The following is a 22,978-nucleotide window of genomic DNA, read 5'->3' on the forward strand; positions in this document are numbered from 1 at the left end:
ATTGCCGTCATGCGCAGATCATTGCGCGCATGACAAGATGAACATGGTTATGCTGGACGACACGTCACCATAATGAACGCCAATATAAAGAGCGGCGTCGGTGCGCGTCGAAATCTGGCGGTCAGATGAAACCGGGAGCATACACCGGGGCGTTATTGTCCGGTGAAGAAACGCAACATAACGAACACATGGTTCACACCCTATCATGCAGCTGGCACAGCAAGCAGGGTGCGAGCGATCGTACCGCCGCGCAATAATCCACCTTTGTGGAGTTTCACGAAACATTTGTCTGTAGGATAACCATTTTGTTTGATATGCAACAATCTTCGGACGAACGGAGTCCTATGAACGAACGCGGTGCGTCTACCCAACCGGCCGATCGATTGCCCAATGGCGGCAAGCGGCCGGTACAGTCAACATTGGTCATTGCGGTGGTTTCCTTGGCTATCCTGACGTTTTTGGGGATACTGTCGGAAACGTCGCTGAACATCGCGTATTCCACGCTGATGCAAGAATTTGCGATTGATGCGTCCGTGGTGCAGTGGCTCACCACCGGCTACCTACTATTGCTTTCGGTGGCGATTCCGGCCTCGCCGTTCATGGTGCGTCGTTTCGCCACCAAAGCGTTGTTCATTGCCGCGGTTTCGATTTTCACCGCTGGCACCATACTGGGCGCGTTCGCTACCAACTTCCCGTTGCTGCTCGCCGCACGATTGGTAATGGCCCTAGGCACCGGCATTTCATTGCCGTTGATCACCAACATCATTTTGGACAAAGCGCCACTCGAACAACGCGGAGCCATGCTCGGCATCGTAAGCTTGGTGACCTGTGCCGCACCGGCCATTGGCCCGGTATTCGGCGGCATCGTCATGGAATACCTGAATTGGCATTGGATTTTCTACACCATGCTGCCATTCCTGGTGCTTTCATTTCTGCTTGGCATGGCAACGGTGCCGGAAATTCGTCATCCGGAAGACAAGGCGCAGGCAAGCATCAGCGTGCCGTCGTTGCTGCTGGTTGCCGTCGGATTGTCCGGATTGATCGTGGCCGTAAGCTTCTTCGCCAGTTGGAATGGCGATTGGCGATTCTGGCTGGTATTGGCTTCGAGCGTGGCTGTGCTGGCGATATTTGCGATGGTGCAACTCAAGATGCGTAAGCCGCTGATTGAAGTCCGCGTATTCGCCTATCCGGGATTCTTGCTGGGCATGATGATTTTGCTGATGGCTTCCGGCAGCGTTCTGGGACTGAACTTCCTGTTGCCGATTCTGCTGCAACGCGGATTCGGCATGAGCAGTCTTTCGGCGGCTTTGACGTTGCTGCCGGGCGCGGTAGTGGGTGCAATTTCCGCGCCATTGATCGGCAGCTCCCTGAAAAACCATTTCCCGCCAAAGTTCATCGTAATCGGCTTTGCCTCAGTCACGGTAATGGATGCGATATTCATTACCGTAACCGGCAACGTTTGGGTGGTTGCCGTGGCATACGCGGTATTTATGGCATTTTCCGGATTCGTGCTGGTTCCCGATCAGACGCATGCGTTGAATCAGCTGCCGAGCCAACTCAATGCGGATGGTTCCGCGGTAATGAACACCGTGCAGCAAATGGCGGGGGGCGATCGGTACCGCGGTGGCCAGTGCGTTGATCACCGAATTCGCTGCGATGGAGCTTGCGGATGGTGCCAGTCAGTCACAGGCATATCTTTCGGCGTTCCCCGCCAGCATGTGGATGCTTGCCGGTATGGCATTGCTTGGCGTGGCGCTCGCTGCACTCATGTTCCGTTTCTCCGCTCGTCGTCCGCCGGAATTGGCGGCGACCGATGTTGCGCAGCGATAGGGATGAACATAGGCGCGAACCGGCGGTGTGACTGGAAGGCTGCCGGTCGCAGGTTGGGACGAAAGCGTACCATCGCTGGTCTTACGCCCCAACCTGACGGTATGCGCGGATTGTTCGCAGGCCGTTTTCGAACCGATTGTCAGCAGCGGTCGAATGAGAACCGGGCGATCTCATCGAGCGCCTGCTGACTTTCGTCCAGCCACGTCATGCCGATGGGGTAGACGTGGCCAAGCGTTTCATGCCGGCCTGTTTTGCGATCCGACAGTTCGAAATCAGCGCCCTTGCGAGACAGTGCGGTCGCCAGAGCCAGCGCGTCGGCCTCAAGGAAATCATCGCTTGAGGTGAGGATGAACAATGGCGGCAGGTCGACGTTGTTCACGATGCCCTCAGCCGTCAAATACATGGGGTCGGCGGCGTCGAGCCCGGCGAAGAACTCCGCGCCGAGCATCTGCTCCAGCATCGCTCGCTTGGACGGGTCATAGCCGATGCCGAGCTTGCCGTCTCGCTTGGCTGCGGCCTCGGACGCCATCGAATACACGCCACACACCAGAGCGCCGCCGGCAAACCGCAAACCGGAAGCCTGCTCGATACCGAACGCCCGAGCGGCATCCGCACTGTTTTCGATGGCCAGAGTGAGCAGTGCCAGAGCGCCGCCGGCCGAATCGCCGGTAATGAACACTGCGTCCGCATTGACCGGGTACTCACCCAAATGTGCCCTCAACCAACGCAATGCCGCTTGCACGTCCGCCAGTTGGCCTTTGAGATCGGTTTGTGGAGCCGGCCGATAGTTGAGTGAGACCACGGCGAATCCGCGCGATGCCAGATGTGTGTTGAAATTGCGGTTGAGCTCCTTGTACCCGTAGGTAAATCCGCCGCCGTGAATGTCGATATACACCGGTGTGGTATGTCCTCCGCGCACTGTGGCCTCATGAGGCAGATAAATGTCGAGCAGATGGCCGCGACATTGGCCGGCTGCTCGGTCGGTACCCCCATCCGGCAGGTATGCGATGTCGCATATGGCGTCCACGGTGTCGGGATCATGCCAGTATTCGGACCTTGACAGATCGAACAACGCGGTCTGATATCGGTTCATACGGAACGTTTGCGCTCGGTCGGCGGGCAGTCCATCGAGGTCGCCATCGATTTCGGTCCAGTAGGAGAACCGTTCGGCCAACTGCGGGTCGATCTGCGATTCGGCCGGATCCCGGAGGGCGGCTGTGTTGCTTTCCTTGTCTGATGATTGATTGGTGATGACTGCCATGTCCGTTGCCTTCCTTGGTCCGTCGTAAGCGATTCGTCGTGAACGATCGATTCCATGATAGCGATACGCCGCAGCGCCGAGGTGAGTGGAAACGGAAACGTAATTGCGCCAACGAAATTACGTCAAATACCAATAAGGGTGGTTGCGTTCCCTATGTGTATGGGAGCGCAACCACCCTGATGGGTTTATGAGGTCACCTATGCAATTTATGCAGTGACTGTTGTGCTCAGCGCAGCGCCAGATTGGCGGCACCGATCAATCCGGCGTCCTGACCGGCGGTGGCGGCCACGATCTTGGCGTGACCGCGGTAGGCGCTGCCTTCCAGGAAGCGGGTGTAGTTGTAGCGTGCCGGTTCCAGCAGGATGTCGCCGACGGCCACCACACCGCCGCCGATCACGAAGATATCCGGATCGAGCACTGCCGCGGTTGCAGCCATCGTGCGGCCGAGCCATTCGCCGATCTTGTTGAAGGCGTACAGACCAAGCACGTCGCCCTCCTGAGCGGCCTGAGAGACCATCGGGCCTTCGAGCTTGGTGATGTCGCCGTCGCACAGCTCAAGCAGACGCTTGGCGTCCTGCGGACGACGACGGATGGCCGATTTGGCGAAGTTCTCCAGCGAGGTGCCGGAGGTGTAACGCTCGGCGCAGCCACGCAGACCGCAGCCGCAGTGATCGCCATCCGGAACCATGGGCAGGTGGCCGAGCTCGGCAGCCATGCCGAAGGAACCGCGGTACAGTTCGCCGTTGATCACGATGGCACCGCCAAGGCCGGTGCCCACGGTTAGGGCCACCATGTTGCGGCTGCCCTGACCGGCGCCGTGTACGTATTCGCCCCAGCCGGCGCAGTTCGCGTCGTTCTCAACGACGACCGGCACTGCGTGGTTGATGAGGGCCCCTACGTTCTCGGACAGGTTATAGTTGATCCAAGCGGGAATGTTTGCGGCAAAGGTCATGGTTTTGCGGTCGGCGCCGACGTTGCCGGCCGCGGAGATGCCGATGGCCTGGATGTCGGTGTGGCCGGCGGCAATGGCCTCGTTGTAGACCTTGGCGATGTTCTGGTTGATGGCGTCGGCATCCATCGGGGTGGGTACGCGCCAGCGCTGCACAATGGTATCGTTTTCATCGCACACGGCAGCGGCGATCTTAGTGCCTCCGATGTCAACGGCGAGCGTAGTCATTGCTTCTCCTTTGATCATTTTCCTTACTCGACAAACACTGGAATCATAACGTTTGTGTGAGACGTTGTGTGGTGTCGCTTGCATGATTTGCGGCAATTGCAGCATCGATTGTCCGGTTGGCGAATATATGAGAGCGTTCACATCGGAGTCGATTTCGGGGCACTTAATTACCGATCGGGAAGCAAACGGTTGCATTGATGCCGATTTGGCGGGGTGGGGCACTGTCGCGCTATGGCACGACACGCGGCAACCTGCTGCGACACGCCGAAGTTGCGCATGTGGATGAGGTTCAGGTAATGTAACCACTCGTGCCTCATGCAAGTGAGAAACACACGGCCCCGTAGCTCAGTTGGTTAGAGCGCCGCCCTGTCACGGCGGAGGTCACCGGTTCAAGTCCGGCCGGGGTCGCCACTAAGGCTTCCGATGATTCGGAAGCCTTTTTGCTTTTCTGCCCTGATATGGATCTGCCTCCTGTTCCGGGCGGAATCGGCGAACATGCAGAGTTTCGGGAATTTGCGCGACAACTTGCGCAACGTCATGGAAGGGGCTGACAGCCGTGCAGAGACCGATTATGACCTCGCGTTCTTTTCTTCGTATGCCGTCCGAAACGGCGGGGCCAGAAGACGAGTCTGTGGCTCGGGATCTTGTAGACACTTTGGAGGCCAATCGCTCGCGCTGCGTTGGTATGGCGGCCAATATGATCGGTGTGAACAAACGCATCATCGCATTTGTGGATCAGGATTTTGGCGATCGTATCACGGTGATGTACAACCCGGTGATTACGTCCATGGACGGTGCGTACGATACCGAAGAAGGTTGCTTGTCTTTGCAGGGCGAACGTCGCACGCTGCGCTATCGCCGCATTGAAGTGAGTTATGAGGATTGTCGTTTCCGCGCCCGTCGCGCCGTGTTCACTGGTTTCTCCGCTGAGATCATCCAGCATGAAGTCGACCATTGCAACGGCATCATCATTTGATTGCTGTTTGATTCTTGTTTGATTGTTGCGGGATTTCTTCCGAGTCTCTGTCTGAATGCGGGTCCGGTCTGCTGTATGCATCGCCTTGTCTCGTTGCGTTGAGCGTTGCCGGTTGTTATCGGGTCCATCGGCCGAGCATGGGGAGATGGCTGGGGGTCGATATCGTCGTGGATGTTGTGGCGGCGTTGCGACGCGCCCGAACCGATCTCGATGATGATGGCCGCGGTGCATAACCGGTGTGTGGCGCGGTGGATAACCGGTTCTGTGAATACGTTATACACCGTAGTCGCGAATGGTTGTACACATTTGCGTGTTGTCCACTCGTCTGATTATCCACTTATCCACAAGTTCGTGGTGCTTCCTTGCATGCGAATCGAATATCGCCATACAGTGTGCCTCACGGCGGGCAACGAAGCCCACCGTGAGATTGTTGCATTTTCATGTAAGGGGATTTGCCATGACCGTCACTGCAACTACCGAGGATTCCGGATTGCCGGTAATGCTGGACACCAAAGATGTTGTCGATGCTTTTAAGCGGTACAACCTCGCCATCTATGCCGAAGCAAGACGCGAGTTTTACCGCGAAGTGAACTTGAATCCATTCAGACCCCATGCGGAAAGCACGTTGCGATTCGTGGAATGGATGTTCTGGGACTGGTTCTCCTATGACTGTGCCATCAGCGGGCATGGCTTGAGTTTGGATGAATCGGAGGATCTTGAGCTTGAGCTGGAGCATAGACCGGGTATGGGTATTTCGCCGTTCATCGCCATGGGTGAATTGTTGTACGAGCACACGGACAAAATCGACAATCGCGGTATTTGCGATCTGCGTGATATCGACGAAACCAATTTCGCCTCGATGTTCTGGATTCGCGATGCGAATGCGGCGTCCGGATGTCTTCGCCTTGAAGACATCGTGCAAGGAGGAACGTACGACGTCATGGATCATGCGGCCGCCGGCAAATACGACGGAGCGCGCGGCGGCATGATCGTCAATCGCATCGCCTACGCGCGTGGGGCTTGGCGGACCTGCGCGATTCCGATATATGAGGCACGTCGGCCCGATGATCCGGAAGTTGGCGGCAAGCTCATCCGTGATTTTCGCAATTGCGGATACCGGCCTGATTTTCCTGGCCTGGTGAGGTTCTTCTATGGTCGTGCGAAAGATACGGGTCTTGATTGGGAACAGACGGACCGGGCGTTGCGGGAGGGGACGTTGGACGCTCTGATTCGCCGGGCTTGCGAGAGATAGAGGGGTGCCGGGGTGGATGAGATTGGGGGAGATGCGGACGGGGCGCGATAGATGTTTGTATGTTCGCGCGCGGCAAGGGGGCTGTGCGAACATACAAACGTTTTTGGCGGTGAAGTCATTCGTATGTTCGCGCGGTAGTCGTTCGTCGCGCGAACATACGAATACAGGATGCGGATACAGGATGCGGAACATGCTGGTGTTTTTCGCAAAAAGACGGTGGCGTGTGCGCCGGTTGGTGCGTTGAAAACCCTTGATTTTATTGGCAACACGCTGAACGGCTTCGTATTAATTCAATCATTTGACAAACATAGTTCAATGGTTTTATTATTAATCCCGTAATCCGTTGAACCACTTACTGCAAAGGAGCGCCCAAATGGGTCTGTGGGATGTTGACAAGGTCGAGTACGTCGGTCGCGCCAAGGGGCCGAAGGAGGGTCTGGCCTTCCATTACTACGATGCCGACAAGGTCGTTGCCGGCAAGAAGATGAAGGACTGGCTGCGTTTCGGTGTTGCTTGGTGGCACACCATGAACCAGGAGCTGGTTGATCCGTTCGGTACCGGCACCGCTCACCGTCCGTACTACAAGTACACCGATCCGATGGATCAGGCTCTGGCCAAGGTCGACTACGCCTTCGAGCTGTTCACCAAGCTGGGCGTCGAGTACTTCTGCTTCCACGATCGCGACATCGCTCCCGAGGGCGACACCCTGCGCGAGACCAACGCCAACCTGGACAAGGTTGTCGACAAGATCGAAGAGAACATGAAGGCCACCGGCGTCAAGCTGCTGTGGAACACCTCCTCCCTGTTCACCAACCCGCGCTTCGTGTCCGGTGCTGCCACCTCTCCGTTCGCTGACATCTACGCCTACGCCGGCGGCCAGCTGAAGAAGAGCCTCGAAATCGGCAAGCGCCTCGGTGCTGAGAACTACGTGTTCTGGGGCGGCCGTGAAGGCTACGAGAACCTGTGGAACACCGAGATGAAGCGCGAGACCGACCACATCGCCAAGTTCTTCCACATGTGCGCCGACTACGCCAAGGAAATCGGCTTTGACGCCCAGTTCCTGATCGAGCCGAAGCCGAAGGAGCCGACGCTGCACCAGTACGACTTCGATGCGGCCACCGCCATCAACTTCCTGCGCAGCTACGACCTGACCGACGTTTTCAAGCTGAACCTTGAAGGCAACCACGCCAACCTGGCCGGTCACACCTACCAGCATGAGATTCGCGTCGCCCGCGAGTCCGGCTTCTTGGGCTCCCTCGACGCCAACCAGGGCGACAAGCTCATCGGCTGGGATATGGATGAGTTCCCGACCGATCTCTACGAGACCGTCGCCGTGATGTGGGAGGTCCTGCAGGCCGGCTCCATCGGTCCGCGTGGTGGTCTGAACTTCGACGCCAAGCCGCGTCGTACCTCCTTCTACGCTGAGGATCTGTTCCGCTCTCACGTTGCTGGTATGGATTCCTACGCCGCAGGCCTGCTGGTCGCCGACAAGATGAACCAGGATGGCTTCATCCAGGATCTCATGGCCGAGCGTTACAGCTCCTACGATTCCGGCATCGGCAAGGACATCGACGAGGGCAACGTCACCTTGGCCGACCTCGAAGCCTACAGCCTCGACAAGCCGCAGTCCGAGCTCATCGCCGCCACCAAGTCCGATCACCTTGAGTCCGTCAAGGCCACCATCAACAACTACATCGTTGATGCCCTGGCTGAGGTCGAGTGAGTCTGATCGACGACTGACTAGATAGTTTGCATTGTTGGGCGTGTGGTTTCGTCCGCATGCCCAACAGCAAAACTTGTTTGTTATATCTATGAGATTCGATGGGCGTCAGGTGCTTCGTACCCAAGCGCGTCATCGATGAGCATAGACAGTAGCTCTTTTATTTTCCATTCCTTTTTCTCCTTTCTCCTTCCTTCCATCGGAAAGCCGTGCGGAACAACGTCGTCCCGCACGGCTTTTCCGGTTTATGAGCAGTTTTCCCCTTCTCCACCATATTCAAATCGTGATTTGACAAATCGTGATTTGGCAAATCATAATTTGAATATGAGATTTATTGGACGAGCGAGCGAACTTGCATTTCTTGAATCCTGCTATGCAAGCAAGAAGGCACAGTTGGTGTTTCTCTACGGCAGAAGGCGTGTGGGCAAAACAGAGACGCTTTCAAAATTCGCCGAAGGCAAGCAGAATGTATTTTTCGCGGCGCAATCATCCACGAAGGAGGAGCAGCTTGCTTCGTTCTCTCGCAAAATGTTTGCGGCTGGCGCACCGGCCGGCCGGTATGTAAGCCAGTATTCGGACTGGGAAAGCGCGTTACGCGACATTGATTCGCTGCCGACTGGGAGCAAGCGTAAGCTGGTTATCTTTGATGAATTCCCATATTTGGTCAAATCCGATCCCTCTCTGCCTTCCGTATTGCAAAACTTGTGGGACCATACGCTACGCCATGAAAACATCATGATTGTGATTTGCGGTAGCGCTATGAACTTTATCGAAAAGGAACTGCTCTCGGAAAAAGCGCCGTTATATGGTCGGGCAACAGGTATTCTCAAGATGCAGCCCATGTCTTATCGAGAAGCAGCAGAATTCCTTCCCGAATACAGTGTCGAGGATCGCATTCTCGCTTATGCGATGTTGGGCGGAATTCCTCACTATCTTGCTCAGTTTGATCCTGATGAGAATCTGGAAACCAATGTTAAGCAACATATGCTGATGAAGGGGGCGGCGTTATATTCCGAAACAGAGTTCTTGATGCGCCAGGAATTCCGCGAAATTTCTGTATATAACGCGATTATTCAAGCGGTGGCGCTTGGGGCTACGCAGCTTAGCGATATCGCTAACCGCGTGATGATGCCGGCGCAGAAAGTTAGTGTTTATATCGGCAACCTTACCGAGGTGGGTATTCTGGAACGAGAGTTTCCGGTTGATGCCAAGCTCGTGGAACGATCTAAAGTCATGCGCGGCTTGTATCAAGTGAGCGACAACTTCTTCCGATTCTGGTATGCGTTTATATTTCCGAACCGCTCCGATTTGGAGATGGGTGATGTGAACGGTGTATGGGACCATGGCATCAGCCCACTGTTGCATGACTTTGCCGCGACACCGTTTGAGCGCATATGCGCTGCCTGGTTGCGGCGGAAAAGCATTGCCGGTGACCTCCCGTTCCGTGCGGGCAATATCGGACGTTGGTGGGATGGCCGTGACGAAATTGATGTGGTTGCAACCAGTATGACCAACAAGCAGATGATTATAGGTGAATGCAAGTTTCGCTCCAAGCCGGTTGACGGTTCGGTGCTACGTTCGTTACAGCTCAAAGGCGAAAAACTTTCTGGGGAGCGGAAGTATTACTACCTGTTTTCGTTGGGCGGCTTTGTCGAGACTTTGCAGCGTATCGCTCAGTCGGATGAAGACGTGCGGCTCATAACCGCCGATCAACTGTATGAGTGAACAAACGATTGAGTTTGCTGATTGCTGGAATGACGGTTCTGGTGTGTTGGCGGCAAGCCGGTGCTGGGCTCACGATGGCTAGCTCGCATACGGTGAGGCCACGGCTTCGCGGAGCTGAGACGTGAGCCTTAGCCAATAGAATGGTCCGATGTAGCAATGGCACTCCGGGCGGCATTGTGGTTTTTGAATACAATTTGGCCGCAAGCTTTCCGAATGGAATCTTGCGGCCAAAAGCATTAGTTATGCTTGCGTATTCGCTGGGTGCTGTCTCTCATCACCAAAGATGTAGGCAGAATCACCCGTTTTTGGATTTGACGGCCCTCGGTGGCGTCGATAATCATTCTTGCGGCTGTGGCTGCCATATCCCGCAACGGTTGACGTACGGTGGTTAAGGCCGGTCCCATGTAAGCCGCGGTCTGAATGTCATCAAAGCCAATGACGGAAAGATCTTCGGGGATACGAATTTTCAGCTGACGAGCTGCTTCATATACGCCCATGGCTTGCAAATCACTGCCGGCAAAGATTGCGGTGGGATGGTTTTGCTCGTTCTCCAGCAGAGACATGGCTCCTTCGTAGCCTCCAGGCGTGGTGAAGTCACCTTCGGTGATGAGTTCGGGGGAAGTCGGAATATTACGCTCCGCCAAGGCCGCTGCATAGCCATCCAGTCTGGCTCGGGAACAAAGCATTTCATCCGGGCCCGTGATGATGCCTATGCGTTTGTGGCCAAGTTCCAGCAGATGACGAGTGGCGATGACTCCGCCTATCCAGTTATCCGCCTGTACGGAAAGATCGTCTAATGCCGGGTTGCCGGAAGGATCGAAGACCACAAAAGGAATGCCATGTGATTGGAAAGTGCTTCGTTCCCCATCGGTGAGGTTGGAAAACACAAGAATTGCACCGATGGGATGACGTTCGATAATGCCTTCGACCCATGCTGAATCAGGATGCTGCCGGTCTCCGCTTTCGGCCACCATAACGTTGATGTCATGCTGTTTGGTCTCGTGGATAATGCCGCGTAACACTTCCAAGGCCCAGATGGTCTCGAAATCTTGGAACACCACCTCAATGGTTCGCTGCTTGCGCTCAGGGGCTATTCGGCGCACGTAGCCGCTTTCTTTCAGTGCCTTATCGATGGTTTGGCGAGCGGTTTGGGAGATATCCCCCTTGCCGTTGAGTGCTTTGGAAACCGTGGCCAATGAATAGCCAGTCTGCCTGGCGATGTCCGAAAGCTTAACTTTCGAACCGTCGCCAACATGTTGTGAGCCGGTTGATGTCATCATTGCCTACCTTACCGAAAATATAATTTTAGTATATTCGAAACTTTCGGAAAGTCAATGGGTGATAAATTTGGTTTTCGACGACCTTAGAACGTTGATAAATTAAGGATTTGGAGGGGATGGCATCTTTTGATAGCTAAGTTTGACCATTAAACCAAAAGAGCCTTATGATAAAGACATCGAAAATATAAAGCGAGTTTTCGATAAAGTTAAAAAAGATTGTCGACTGTCAAAGTGACATGGATGTCAAAAGGATAGCGAAAAGATACTATTCATCTTGCATACTACGGTCTTTCGAAAACTTTCGTAAATCGCTGACTGGTATAGAGGCCGGTCATACAGAAAAGGAGATGACAATGAAGTTCAAGTCCATTGCAGCGGCAACGTTGGCCGTCGCTACATTAATCGGTATGGCGGGTTGCGGCAATTCCAACAGCGCCAATGATGATAAAACCATCACGTTCTGGCATAACGCTTCAGCTGGTGAAGGAAAACAATATTGGGTTGATCTTGCTGCTGCATTTGAAAAGAAGAATCCCGGCGTGAAGGTTGAGATTCAAGCAATTCAGAACGAGGATTATGCAGGTAAGTTGCAAACTGCCATGCAGGATCCAGCCTCTGGTCCGGACGTATATATGTCTCTTGGCGGAGCCAAGACCAAGGAAATGATTGATGCCGGCCAGACTATGGATTTGACGGATAAAATTTCCAGCACAGTTAAATCGGATATGAAGACGACGCTTTCTGCAGCTACTTTTGATAGTAAGGTATACGGCGTTCCAGTTTCCGTCGAGCCGGGTGGCATTTGGTATTCCAAGGATTTGTTCGAACGGGCAGGCATCACCGAAACCCCGACTACGTTCGACCAGCTGAAAGAAGATGCTCAGAAGCTTAAGGATGCAGGTATCGCGCCGATTGCTCTAGGAGGCAAGGACGCATGGCCCGCCGCCCACTGGTATTACTGGCTGGCGTTGCGTGAATGCTCTCCATCCGTATACTCCAAGGGCACTGAAAAGCAGGACTTCTCCGACAAGTGCTGGACTCGCGCCGGCAACGATTTGAAGGAGCTTGCAGACATGGATGTCTTCAATGAAGGTTACATGACCACGACCGCTCAGCAGGGTGCAAATTCTTCGGCTGGTTTGCTGGCAAATCACAAGGCGGCTATGGAATTGATGGGTGCTTGGGAACCTGGCGTTCTCAAGGAGCTGACTCCGGACAAGAAGCCGATGGCTGATCTTGGCTTTTTCGCTTTCCCCTCCGTTGATGGCGGTAAGGGAGAAGAAGGCGCTCTGATGGGTGGTGTGACCTACTTCCAGGTGAATCCTGAGGCTCCGGATATTGCCGTTGATTTTGTCAACTTCATGGCAGAAAAAGATAACCAGGAAAAGTACGCTACTGCATTCTCCACTATTCCTGCATCTACTGCAGCTCGTGGAGTTGTTACTGACGAATCTCTCAAGGCGGTACTTGAGTACCTGAACAAGTCCGATTCTATGCAGCTGTGGATGGATACTACGTTGGGCACCAACATTGGAACTGCTCTGAACTCCGGTGTCGTCAACATGCTGTCCGGCAAGGGCGGCGCTCAAGACATCGTCAAGGCGATGCAAGACGCGGCAGCTAAGGGCTGATTTTTCAATAAGCATTGGGGCTGCGGGTGCTTATACCGTATCGTTCCTCAGCCCCAATGCCTGATTGACTGCTACAACATTTATGGAGTAAGAGCATGACGAGTATAAGCACATCTGTGAGGCATCGGAACAAGCGCGTCACTGATGGTAAGGTCCGCCGCAATATCGAGATTTTCGTTCTTTCAGCACCCGCGATTATTCTGTTTTGCGCCTTTGTGATCCTTCCCATTATCCTTGGCGCATACTACGGATTCTATAAGTGGAAAGGCTTCGGAACCCCTTCAAAAAATGGAACATTCGTCGGACTACAGAATTACGTTACCGCTCTGAGTGATCCTAACTTCCAAGCAGCTATTCTGCACACTTTCGAAATTGTTATTGGTTCCCTAGTCATTCAGGCGCCACTGGCTATCCTGTTCGCGCTTTTGCTCAACCAGAAGTTCAAGGGTCGTGCGCTGATTCGTACCCTCATTTTCGTGCCATACGTGGTTTCCGAGGTCATTGTTGGTACCGGTTGGAGTCTGCTGCTGCAGAAAACCGGTGCCATCAATCAAATTCTTGGCAGGTTCGGCATTGACGGTCCGGATTGGTTGGCTGATCCGAAAATCGCTATTTGGACGCTGCTATTGCTTATTAGTTGGAAATACATCGGTTTCGCTGTCATTCTCATGCTTGCCGGCATGCAGTCCATCCCAGAAGAGTTGTATGAGGCAGCCCGAGTCGACGGCGCTGGATTCTGGCAGATGCAGAAGAGCATTACTCTACCGCTGCTGGCACCAACCCTGCGCATTTGGGTGTTCCTGTCGATGATTGGATCGCTGCAGCTGTTTGATTTGGTCTACATCATTTGGGGGCAGTATGTCTCCACAACCGCAGGTGTGTCCACTATGGCTACCTACATGGTTCGTGAAGGTCGTGGAGCTGGTAACTATGGATATGGTTCCGCTGTGGCTCTCATCATTTTCATCATTTCCCTGATTGTTGCATTGACCTACCAGCGCTTCGTGCTGAGCCGTGATTTAGACGGTGCGTTAACTGAACAGAAGCAAGCGAAGAAGCGTGCTCAAAAGCGTGCCAAGGAAGCCCAGCGTCTCGCTGCGGCTGCACAGTGAGTGAGGTAAATGATATGTCGGCTGCAATTTCAACAAAAACTAAGTACTCCGTGAAGAACGGGTATAGGCTCTCCTCAAAAACACCGTGGGGGCATCCTGCCGTCTACTTCTTCGCCTTGGTGCTGGTGGCAATTTGTGTTACCCCAGTGCTGTATATCATTTTCGGTGGTTTCCGCACTAATTCGCAAATTACAAATAATCCGGCTGGATTGCCGAATCCATGGGTAATTGATAACTATGTGGAAGTCATTACCAGCGATATCTTCTGGGGTGAGTTGGTGAACTCGCTGATTGTCGGTATCTGCACAATGATTGGCGTCGTGGCGCTGGGCATTATGGTGAGCTTCGTCATTGCGCGCTATCACTTCCGTTATGCACCGCTGATGTACGCACTGTTCTCGGCTGGCCTGATGTTCCCGATGACAGTCGGAATTACACCGTTGTATCTGATGATTCGCAATTTGGGTCTGTCGAACTCCCTTGTCGGCATCATTCTGCCGCAGATTGCCTTCGGATTGCCGCAAACCATTATTATTCTGGTGCCATTCCTGCAATCCATTCCCATGGAACTCGAAGAAGCTGCGCTGCTGGATGGCTGCTCTCGCCTTGGTTTTTTTGTCCGTATGGTGATTCCGCTTTCCATGCCTGGCGTAGCCACCACCGGCATTCTGACATTCGTAGGCAGCTGGAACGCCTATATGCTCCCGCTGTTCGTACTCAGTAGCGATAGCAAATACACACTGCCACTTGGCGTTCAGATGTTCAGCTCCGAACATTCTGTAGATACGGCTCGTGTCCTCGCATTCACATCACTGGCTATGCTGCCGGCCTTGATTTGCTTCACGATCTTCCAAAAGAAGATCGTGGGAGGCCTAACCGGTGCGGTCAAGGGCTGAGTGCGGTCCAAGCCGGATTAGCCGGTGCTAACCACCCACGTACCGTGGAAGAGGTTAATGATCGGTCCTCTTGAATGCCGGTTTCCTCCTCCGCAAGCTTCTTCCACGGTCCCATTCTTTTCACTGAGGAGAAGAACATGCAAATCTCCAATCCTGTACTTCCCGGCTTCAATGCCGATCCATCAATGATTCGAGTCGGCGACACCTATTACATTGCCAATTCCACGTTCGACTGGTGGCCAGGCGTTCGTCTGCATGAATCCAAGGACATGGTTCACTGGAACCTGCTGCCCGGTCCGTTGAACCGTGTTTCCCAGCTGGACATGAAAGGCAATACCTCAGGCGGCGGCATTTGGGCTCCCGACCTGTCTTATGCAGACGGCAAGTTTTGGCTTATCTACACCGATGTGAAAATCGTGAACGGCGCATTCAAGGATTGCGCGAACTATCTGGTCACCGCCGAGGATATTCATGGATCGTGGAGCGAGCCGATTCGCATCAACGGCGTGGGCTTCGATTCCAGTTTGTTCCATGATGATGACGGACGTAAGTATCTGGTTCAGCAAACATGGGACTTCCGTGAATACCATCATGCGTTTAACGGCATCACGTTAACCGAGTTCGATACGAACACCATGCACTTGAAGCCGGAAACCGCTCGTATCATTTGGCAAGGCACGGATGTCAAGCTTGTGGAGGGGCCTCACCTCTATAAGATCAATGGTTGGTATTACCTGTTTTGTGCCGAAGGTGGCACGCAGTACGAGCATCAGGAGTCAGTGGCTCGTTCGCGTGCCTTGGATGCCCAATCATTCGAGGCCGATCCGCATAATCCCTTCATTTCCAACTTCGATACACCGGATACCTACTTGCAGAAGCAAGGTCATGGAGCATTAGTGGAAACACCGAGTGGCGAGTGGTACTACGCCTCCCTGTGCGGTCGCCCATGGAGACACGAAACCGAGCCAGCCCACGGCGTGCGTGGCTGGTGCACGCTCGGCCGTGAGACCTCCATCCAGAAGGTCGAATGGGATGAAGACGGCTGGCCATATGTGGTTGGCGGTCACGGCGGACGCCGATATGTGGAAGCTCCAGTTGACGCCATAGAAACCAAGGCCTCGGCCGATCATTCACAGCATGATGAATTTGAATCGAATGAGCTGGATATCAATTGGAACACATTACGTGTGCCATTTACTGAAGCTATGGGCCATGTTGGCGGTGGATCGCTTACCCTGCGAGGTCAGGGATCGCTGTCCAATCTCTTTGAGCTTTCGCTGATTGGCCGCCGCTGGCAGTCGTTCGACTTCGATGCCGAAACCAAGGTTTCGTTCGAGCCGGACAATTACATGCAGATGGCCGGTCTTACGAATTACTACAACCACCTGTGTTGGTCGTGGGTGTTCGTCACTTGGGATGAACGGCGAGACAAGCGAGTGATTGAGGTTGCCCAGAACGATTTCGACACGTATACATCGTTCCTGAAAGACAAGGCCATTGAAGTGCCAGACGATGCCAAGGCCGTTTGGCTGCGTGTCAAGGTTCGTACCAGCTCCTATACCTATGAGTATTCGTTCGACGGCGAGATTTGGCATAGCGTCCCGGTCACGCTTGACGCAGCAGTGCTGTCCGATGATTATGTAGCTAGCCGTTATGGCGGTTTCTTCACCGGTGCGTTCGTTGGCTTGGCTGCTGTGGACTTGGCTGGTTACGGCAAGGAGGCCACCTTCGACCACTTCGATTACCGAGAGTTGTGACCATCCCGTTTGACCGGTTTTCTGCCTATGTACAGTAAACCGGTCAAATGCATATACACGAAAGGAGCGCAATGATGTTGCATTTGCCGAAACTGTTAGATAACGGTTGTGTGTTGCAATCCTCCATGTTGGTCACTATTTGGGGATGGGGAACTTCCGGTGAAACCGTATCCGTTGCATTGCAGGGGCAAACGGTTGCGGCGGCAGTATCTGTAGATGGATCGTGGTCGGTGGAATTGCAGCCGTTGACGGCTGGCGGGCCCTATGCGCTTCATATCGAAACATCTGCCGGCGAGCGCCTGAAGCGTGAGGTGTATGTCGGGGAGGTCTACTTGTGTGCAGGGCAATCCAATATGGAATTGCCTATGGAATGGATTCGGGCCGAATACCCAAGTGAATTCACGCGCACGCCGGACCCGCTGCTCAGACAATACAAGGTGATGCCTCACTATGATTTTGCGGGTCCTCGGTCGGATCATGAGCAGGCGGCATGGTCCTCATGCGATGAACAGGGACTGCCCGGGTTCTCCGCCATCGGATATTTCTTCGGCCGTATGCTGCGTGAACATTTTGGTGTACCGGTGGGGTTGCTGAATGTGTCACTGGGTGGTTCGCCGATAGAATTATGGATGAATGCGAAGTCGCTAGAGGATTTCCCCGAGGCATTGCAGACAGTGCAGCCGTACTTGGCAGACGGCGTCGCTAAGGCTCGCAGCAAGAGCAGTATTGAGGCTCGCGATCGATGGTATCGGAGCCTTGGCTATGATCAGGCTCCAACGACCGGTAGCTGGCTGCCGCTGGGCCAATGGAACTGGCATCATGAGAAATCGGAAACCGATGATGCGGAAACCAGGGAATGGCATTCCATTACATTGCCTAATTTCTTTGCGAACCAGGGGCTTAGCAGATTCCGAGGAGAACTTGAACTTCGCAAGACGGTATATCTGCCATCGTCGGCTGCCGGCAAACCGGCATTCTTGCGTCTAGGTACCATGGCCGATGCCGAACACACGTGGATTAATGGTCATGTATTAGGCGGCAGGACGAACCAATATGAGCCGCGTGACTACAGTATACCGGTCGGTGTGTTGAAGGAAGGACGCAACGAGCTGCGTATTCGGCTTGTATGCGAACACGATGTCGGTCGCGTGACTCCCGGCAAAACCATGGCCATAATCATCGGTGATGATGTGTTTGATGTGAGTGGCGTATGGCGTTATGCCGTAGTAGTCGAAGCCAATCAGGATTGTCCCTGGGAGGATTTCGTCCGGTGGAAACCAATAGGACTATACAATGCCATGCTCGCTCCCTGCATGCCATATCGTGTTCGTGCGGTGCTGTGGTATCAGGGGGAGTCGAATACCGGCGATTTCGCGCCGCTGTATCAGCGCATGCTTACATCCATGATTGAGCTGTGGCGGCGAGATTGGAATCAGAACCGGTTGCCGTTCCTGATTGTCCAGCTACCGAATTTCTCCATTGACTGTATCGAGGATGGTGGTTGGCCTACAGTGCGCGAAGCACAATGGCGGGTTGGCGAAACAGTACCTGACACCGCGACGATAGTCACTCTCGATGCCGGTGATTGGAATGATCTGCATCCAGCGCACAAGAAGCCGATAGCACAGCGATTGTTCCAAGCTGCTCGGCAGCTGGTGTATGGGGAATCTTCCATGGCCCGTCAGCCGGTGATGACGAGAGCTCAGGTAAAGGATGGCGCGGTGATTCTTACCTTTGACGATGAGCCGATTGCCGATTGCCTGCACGCCGCAGCAGCGCGGAAATCACCCAGTCGGCTGTATACCGTAGACGGGCGGGAGCCGGGTGAATTTACCTTCTTCTGGAGCGGCGGGAGCCAAGCACCTGCGAAAGCGGTAATCGCCGGTAGCCAGGTGACGATTCAACTGCCGGTTCGAATGCCCACTGAGTTGCGCTATGCGTGGCGCAACAATCCTGATATTGGGTTGCTGTGCAACGAAAGCGGCACGTTGGTCACACCATTACGCGTACATCTGCGCACTACTTCTCGCATAACACGATAAGGAGCCATCACGATGACGAATACGAGCAATTCATTATTTGCCGAATGTGGTTACGCCCAATCCGAGATTGATGCGCGAGTCGCGCAAGTCTGGTATGAGATTTTCGAAGGGCCAAACAAATTCTATTGGCAGACCGAAGATGGTCTGGGCTATGTTATGGATACCGGCAATAACGATGTGCGGACCGAGGGCATGAGCTATGCGATGATGCTCGCTGTGCAATACGACAGGCAGGATGTATTCGACCGACTATGGGGTTGGGTCATGACATACATGTACATGCCTGAAGGTCATCACGCGCATTATTTCTCCTGGTCAGTGCGGCCTGACGGTTCCGAGCGTGCGGATGGTCCGGCTCCGGATGGCGAGGAATACTTTGCGATGGATCTCTTCCTTGCTGACCGTCGATGGGGAAGCAGGGAAGGCATCTATGATTATGCGTCCCGCGCTCGCGAACTGCTGCACTATTGCGTGCATAAGGGCCGCGATGAGACAGGCGAGCCAATGTGGAACGCTGATAATAAACTCATTAAGTTCATTCCTGAAACGGAATGGAGTGATCCTTCCTACCATTTGCCGCATTTTTATGAGGTATTCTCCTTGCGAGCCGATGAACAGGATCACGTATTCTGGCGCGAAGCCGCGGCTGCAAGCCGGTCATATCTGAAAACTGCTTGTAACGCCGATACCGGAATGAACGGCGAATATGCCTTATATGATGGCACGCCCCACACGGAAGAACGATTTGGACGACACGACTGGTTCTATTCTGATGCCTATCGGACTGCCGGCAATATTGGATTGGATGTCAGCTGGAATGGAGCGGCCGACTCGGTGTTGTGCGACCGCGTTGCGGCGTTGCAGCGATTCTTTCTGGCCCATGATCGTACCAGCGTGTACGAGGTGGATGGAACCGCGGTAGACGAGACGGTGCTGCATCCAGTGGGATTTCTGGCCGCCACCGCCGAGGGGTCGCTGGCCGCATGGCACTCGTTCTTGCCCGATGCCCGTCACAATGCGCGCGTATGGGTTCACCTGCTGTGGAATACGCCAATGCGTGTAGGCTCTCGACGCTACTACGACAACTTCCTGTACGCATTCGCCATGCTCGCTTTGAGCGGTAATTACCGATACCAATGGTGATTGGGCTCAGTAACAGCGTTGCATACCGGTTCTTTCGGTAAGGAAGATGCCTGTCTGTCGAGCGGATAACCAACAAGGAGGTTTGGACGATGGTGTTAAGGCGAGTGCGCACACGATACGGAAAAGTCGAAGGTATAGCCGCCGAAGACCCGTGTATTACGGTGTTTCGAGGTGTTCCCTTCGCCCAGCCTCCAGTAGGAGATCTGCGTTGGAGGCCGCCGCGGCACGTTGAACCTTGGAACGGTCTACTCCAGGCTCATGATTTCGGTCCAAGCGCTATGCAGCCGCAGTGGGATTCCCGTGATTTTTATGGCAGGGAATGGCAAATGGATCCGGAATCGCCGCGCAGCGAAGACTGCTTGTATCTCAATATTTGGACTCCCGCGCTGTGTGGGAGTGGGGAGGCTCGGTGCGATAGTCGTGTTGTTGCAAACGGCGGTCTCCCCGTCATGGTGTGGATTCACGGTGGCGCTTATCAATGCGGTTCCACGGCAGAAAAGGAATTCGATGGCAGCGCGCTTGCTCGTCTTGGCGTAGTGGTGGTCAGCGTCGCATATCGACTCAATGTGTTTGGGTTCTTTGCCCATTCGGATTTGTCTCAACAATCATCGATGACAGCTATGGAACCATGCGCGAACTTCGGTTTGTTGGACCAGCGTGCTGCCATTATATGGGTGCGAGACAATATTGCAGCGTTTGGTGGCAATGCTGATTCCATTACATTGTTTGGTCAATCGGCGGGCGCTGCTAGCGTGCTTTCGCAAATATGCTCGCCAATGAATAATGGTTTATTCCATCGTGCCATTATGCAATCCGGAGCCGGGTTAGGCATGTTCAATGCACATGTGCGCTCACTGGCACAAGCTCAGCGCAACGGATCCCGATTCTTAGCATTCATAGGAGCTGAATCGGTGGAAGACGCACGTTGTATACCTGCGGATGAACTGCTGGATGCTGCAGAACGATTCCCCGCCCCGGACGGTGCTGGTACCGTACCTGGTGGATGGTCGATGCCAGCCAATTGGGTGCCATGCATAGATGGGCGATTCCTGAATGACCAATATGGTGCAACCATTGCGGATCGAAAGCAGCAGGCTGTAGATATACTCGTTGGCAATACCACAGGCGAGTTCATGGAGACAAGCTCCGATGGGACTCGTGTTGCAGCTGGTGAGCAAGGCAACCTTGAACTGCTGCATACGTGGGCGAAATCAGGTGCCGGCCACCCTTACTATTACCGTTTCGATGTGGATATGCCCGGAGACAATGCAGGAGTTTTTCATTCTTCGGAGTTATGGTTCACTTTCAACAATCTTGGCGTTTGCTGGCGACCATTTAGCGGGTGGCATTACGAACTTGGTGATGCGATGAGCCGATATTGGACACGCTTTGCCGCAACAGGGAACCCGAACGGGACAGACGGTCGAGGCAATCCCCTGCCTATTTGGGATTGTTTCGAATCGTGTACCAATGCCGCGATGCATTTTGGTGAACATACGTATATGCAGTGGAACTGGTGATGCTTCATGAGCAATAGCGAACATATGAGGATGGCGATAGGGCATAATCCAGTTATCCACAGTGATTTTCCTGATCCGGATATCATCCGGGTGGGGGAAACCTATTACATGGCATCCACCACGATGTTCCTCATGCCTGGTTGCGACGTGCTGAAGTCGTATGATTTGGTGCACTGGGAACTACTTGCGCACGCCTACGACGAGCTTGATGATACGCCTGCCCAACGGTTGGAGGAGAAGGGTCGTAATGCTTACGGCTGCGGCATGTGGGCACCGTCATTGCGGTATCATGATGGAATTTTTTCTATTGTGTTCACCGCGAACGATACGAAGAAGACGTATGTGCTTGAAGCCCGTGACCCAGCAGGGCCGTGGAAAAAACATGCCATCGAAGGCTTCTACCACGATAACAGCGTACTTTACGATGATGATGGGCGCGTATACATTGTGTACGGCAATATGCAGCTTCATTTGACTGAACTGGAGCCGGATTTGAGCCGCCCGAAAAGCGGAGGGCTCAATCGGATTATCGCCGAAGATGATCCTGAAGCTGACCTTGGATTCGAAGGCAGCCATATTTATAGATATGAAGGCCGTTACTATGTGTGGACCTGCCATTATCGAAAAGGGCATCGCAAAACTGAAGTTTGTCTGATGGCAGAGGCTTTGGATGCGCCTTTTGAAGCTCGCGAAATTCTCGATGATGATTTGGGCTACCATGATTTGGGCGATGCTCAAGGAGGCATGGTCGATACACCTGACGGCCGATGGTATGCCTTCATGATGCATGATCGCGGCGCATTGGGTCGCGTGCCCACCATTATGCCAATGCGCTTCGGTGAAGACGGATTTCCCGTATTGGGTGATGATGGCGTAGTGCCGATTGATATCAGTGTGCCAACAAATCATGCCGATTATCATTACGAACCACTGAATGGAAGCGATGATTTCCAGTATCGGTCCGGCAGTGATAGCGAAGTATCCCTTCGCATGATTAAGCCGTTCTGGCAGTTCAATCATCAGCCGCATCATGAAGCGTGGTCACTAACTGAACGCCCTGGTTCTCTGGTACTTCATGGACACCGTGTGGTTCCTAATCTCAATTACGCATGGAATACGCTGACGCAACGTACGGTTGGACCTCGCTGCATGGCCGAGGTTACGGTTGATGCATCGGCGTTGCAACCCGGTGACTTTGCCGGTCTTGCAGCCATACAAGGCTATTACCGATTTATCGCCATAAGCAATAATGGGGATGGTTGTACCGTCAGCGTGCAGGGTAAGCCGCATATTAGCGACTCGATATGGGGAGATGGAGACTACGACAGTCCGGCTGTGGAATATGCATCTGCCCAACTGAGCGGGTCAAGAGTGAGGTTGCGTGCCATCTATGACTTTACTGACAAAAAGGACTTGGTGGCATTTGAATACTTGGACCCTGATGCCCAACAGTCATGTTGGAGCAGACTGGGAGACGTGCATGAGCTGCATTACACGTTGGATTATTTTATCGGATGTCGAATAGGGCTCTTTTTGTTGCCCACTATGAAGTGCGGAGGTGCAGCGGCCTTTCATGATTTTCGTTTCTTCAATGCCGAAGAAACCCCTGAACTGGAGCAAGTCTGATTACTCATCGCAATGACGAGAGAAAGCATG

Annotated in this window: 16 protein-coding genes and 1 tRNA gene; 14 read left to right on the forward strand and 3 right to left on the reverse strand. The window is 53.8% G+C overall.

Going from position 1 to position 22,978, the window contains the following annotated elements; all coding sequences use genetic code 11:
- Positions 1-344 precede the first annotated feature (344 nt).
- Positions 345-2,018, forward strand: coding sequence for an MFS transporter (locus G1C97_RS01315; protein WP_240950941.1), 1,674 nt, complete (start codon positions 345-347; stop codon positions 2,016-2,018).
- Here the strand turns inward: G1C97_RS01315 and G1C97_RS01320 are convergent.
- Positions 1,970-3,091 carry an alpha/beta hydrolase gene (locus G1C97_RS01320; RefSeq protein WP_205832457.1) on the reverse strand — a complete coding sequence of 374 codons (1,122 nt, stop codon included), beginning with the start codon at positions 3,089-3,091 and terminating at the stop codon, positions 1,970-1,972. The two genes, G1C97_RS01315 and G1C97_RS01320, sit on opposite strands and share 49 nt — an antisense overlap.
- Before the next feature lie 226 nt (positions 3,092-3,317).
- A complete protein-coding gene (locus tag G1C97_RS01325; protein WP_169240158.1) occupies positions 3,318-4,268 on the reverse strand; it encodes an ROK family glucokinase in 951 nt (316 codons plus the stop codon).
- Between the two features lie 334 nt (positions 4,269-4,602).
- On the opposite strand from G1C97_RS01325, the gene G1C97_RS01330 reads away from it, so the two are divergent.
- From G1C97_RS01330 to G1C97_RS01350, 5 genes are all read left to right on the forward strand, one after another.
- A tRNA-Asp gene (locus G1C97_RS01330) sits at positions 4,603-4,679 on the forward strand.
- Positions 4,680-4,824: 145 nt separating this feature from the next.
- Positions 4,825-5,244: a peptide deformylase gene (locus tag G1C97_RS01335; protein WP_169240159.1), complete on the forward strand. Its 420-nt coding sequence runs from the start codon at positions 4,825-4,827 to the stop codon at positions 5,242-5,244.
- 457 nt (positions 5,245-5,701) lie between these two features.
- A complete protein-coding gene (locus G1C97_RS01340) occupies positions 5,702-6,496 on the forward strand; it encodes a hypothetical protein (protein WP_169240160.1) in 795 nt (264 codons plus the stop codon).
- A 373-nt stretch (positions 6,497-6,869) separates the two neighbouring features.
- The gene (gene xylA, locus G1C97_RS01345; protein ID WP_169240161.1) at positions 6,870-8,219 is read left to right on the forward strand and encodes a xylose isomerase; all 1,350 of its coding nucleotides are present in this window, start codon (positions 6,870-6,872) and stop codon (positions 8,217-8,219) included.
- Between the two features lie 135 nt (positions 8,220-8,354).
- Positions 8,355-9,941 (forward strand): AAA family ATPase, encoded by a 1,587-nt coding sequence (locus G1C97_RS01350; protein ID WP_240950942.1) that lies wholly within the window; start codon positions 8,355-8,357, stop codon positions 9,939-9,941.
- A gap of 236 nt (positions 9,942-10,177) precedes the next feature.
- On the opposite strand, the gene G1C97_RS01355 is transcribed toward G1C97_RS01350, so the two are convergent.
- Entirely contained in the window at positions 10,178-11,221 is a 1,044-nt protein-coding gene (locus tag G1C97_RS01355) for a LacI family DNA-binding transcriptional regulator (RefSeq protein ID WP_417852190.1), read from the reverse strand.
- Positions 11,222-11,574: 353 nt separating this feature from the next.
- Here G1C97_RS01355 and G1C97_RS01360 point away from each other — a divergent pair, with 353 nt between their 5' ends.
- The 8 genes from G1C97_RS01360 (at position 11,575) to G1C97_RS01395 (ending at position 22,948) form a co-directional block, all read left to right on the forward strand.
- Entirely contained in the window at positions 11,575-12,852 is a 1,278-nt protein-coding gene (locus tag G1C97_RS01360; RefSeq protein WP_169240162.1) for an extracellular solute-binding protein, read from the forward strand.
- Between the two features lie 95 nt (positions 12,853-12,947).
- Positions 12,948-13,964, forward strand: coding sequence for a carbohydrate ABC transporter permease (locus tag G1C97_RS01365; protein ID WP_169240163.1), 1,017 nt, complete (start codon positions 12,948-12,950; stop codon positions 13,962-13,964).
- A 14-nt stretch (positions 13,965-13,978) separates the two neighbouring features.
- Positions 13,979-14,860, forward strand: a complete 882-nt coding sequence (locus tag G1C97_RS01370) for a carbohydrate ABC transporter permease (RefSeq protein WP_169240164.1) — start codon at positions 13,979-13,981, stop codon at positions 14,858-14,860.
- A 137-nt stretch (positions 14,861-14,997) separates the two neighbouring features.
- Positions 14,998-16,617: a glycoside hydrolase family 43 protein gene (locus G1C97_RS01375; protein ID WP_169240165.1), complete on the forward strand. Its 1,620-nt coding sequence runs from the start codon at positions 14,998-15,000 to the stop codon at positions 16,615-16,617.
- A gap of 71 nt (positions 16,618-16,688) precedes the next feature.
- On the forward strand, positions 16,689-18,659 hold the full coding sequence (locus G1C97_RS01380; RefSeq protein WP_240950943.1) for a sialate O-acetylesterase: 1,971 nt from the start codon (positions 16,689-16,691) through the stop codon (positions 18,657-18,659).
- A gap of 12 nt (positions 18,660-18,671) precedes the next feature.
- On the forward strand, positions 18,672-19,802 hold the full coding sequence (locus tag G1C97_RS01385) for a family 8 glycosyl hydrolase (protein WP_169240167.1): 1,131 nt from the start codon (positions 18,672-18,674) through the stop codon (positions 19,800-19,802).
- 92 nt (positions 19,803-19,894) lie between these two features.
- Positions 19,895-21,322, forward strand: a complete 1,428-nt coding sequence (locus tag G1C97_RS01390) for a carboxylesterase/lipase family protein (RefSeq protein ID WP_417852196.1) — start codon at positions 19,895-19,897, stop codon at positions 21,320-21,322.
- A 6-nt stretch (positions 21,323-21,328) separates the two neighbouring features.
- Positions 21,329-22,948 (forward strand): glycoside hydrolase family 43 protein, encoded by a 1,620-nt coding sequence (locus tag G1C97_RS01395; RefSeq protein WP_240950944.1) that lies wholly within the window; start codon positions 21,329-21,331, stop codon positions 22,946-22,948.
- Positions 22,949-22,978 lie beyond the last annotated feature (30 nt).

The sequence above is a fragment of the Bifidobacterium olomucense genome (assembly GCF_012932375.1).
Lineage (GTDB): Bacteria > Actinomycetota > Actinomycetes > Actinomycetales > Bifidobacteriaceae > Bifidobacterium > Bifidobacterium olomucense.

Excerpts from the sequence above, each read along its gene's own strand:
- G1C97_RS01350 (WP_240950942.1), top strand. The coding sequence starts at position 8,355 with ATGAGCATAGACAGTAGCTCTTTTATTTTCCATTCCTTTTTCTCCTTT.
- G1C97_RS01320 (WP_205832457.1), bottom strand. The coding sequence starts at position 3,091 with ATGGCAGTCATCACCAATCAATCATCAGACAAGGAAAGCAACACAGCC.
- G1C97_RS01355 (WP_417852190.1), bottom strand. The coding sequence starts at position 11,221 with ATGATGACATCAACCGGCTCACAACATGTTGGCGACGGTTCGAAAGTT.
- G1C97_RS01315 (WP_240950941.1), top strand. The coding sequence starts at position 345 with ATGAACGAACGCGGTGCGTCTACCCAACCGGCCGATCGATTGCCCAAT.
- G1C97_RS01370 (WP_169240164.1), top strand. The coding sequence starts at position 13,979 with ATGTCGGCTGCAATTTCAACAAAAACTAAGTACTCCGTGAAGAACGGG.
- G1C97_RS01325 (WP_169240158.1), bottom strand. The coding sequence starts at position 4,268 with ATGACTACGCTCGCCGTTGACATCGGAGGCACTAAGATCGCCGCTGCC.
- G1C97_RS01395 (WP_240950944.1), top strand. The coding sequence starts at position 21,329 with ATGAGCAATAGCGAACATATGAGGATGGCGATAGGGCATAATCCAGTT.
- G1C97_RS01375 (WP_169240165.1), top strand. The coding sequence starts at position 14,998 with ATGCAAATCTCCAATCCTGTACTTCCCGGCTTCAATGCCGATCCATCA.
- G1C97_RS01365 (WP_169240163.1), top strand. The coding sequence starts at position 12,948 with ATGACGAGTATAAGCACATCTGTGAGGCATCGGAACAAGCGCGTCACT.
- G1C97_RS01340 (WP_169240160.1), top strand. The coding sequence starts at position 5,702 with ATGACCGTCACTGCAACTACCGAGGATTCCGGATTGCCGGTAATGCTG.
- G1C97_RS01385 (WP_169240167.1), top strand. The coding sequence starts at position 18,672 with ATGACGAATACGAGCAATTCATTATTTGCCGAATGTGGTTACGCCCAA.
- xylA (WP_169240161.1), top strand. The coding sequence starts at position 6,870 with ATGGGTCTGTGGGATGTTGACAAGGTCGAGTACGTCGGTCGCGCCAAG.
- G1C97_RS01380 (WP_240950943.1), top strand. The coding sequence starts at position 16,689 with ATGATGTTGCATTTGCCGAAACTGTTAGATAACGGTTGTGTGTTGCAA.
- G1C97_RS01360 (WP_169240162.1), top strand. The coding sequence starts at position 11,575 with ATGAAGTTCAAGTCCATTGCAGCGGCAACGTTGGCCGTCGCTACATTA.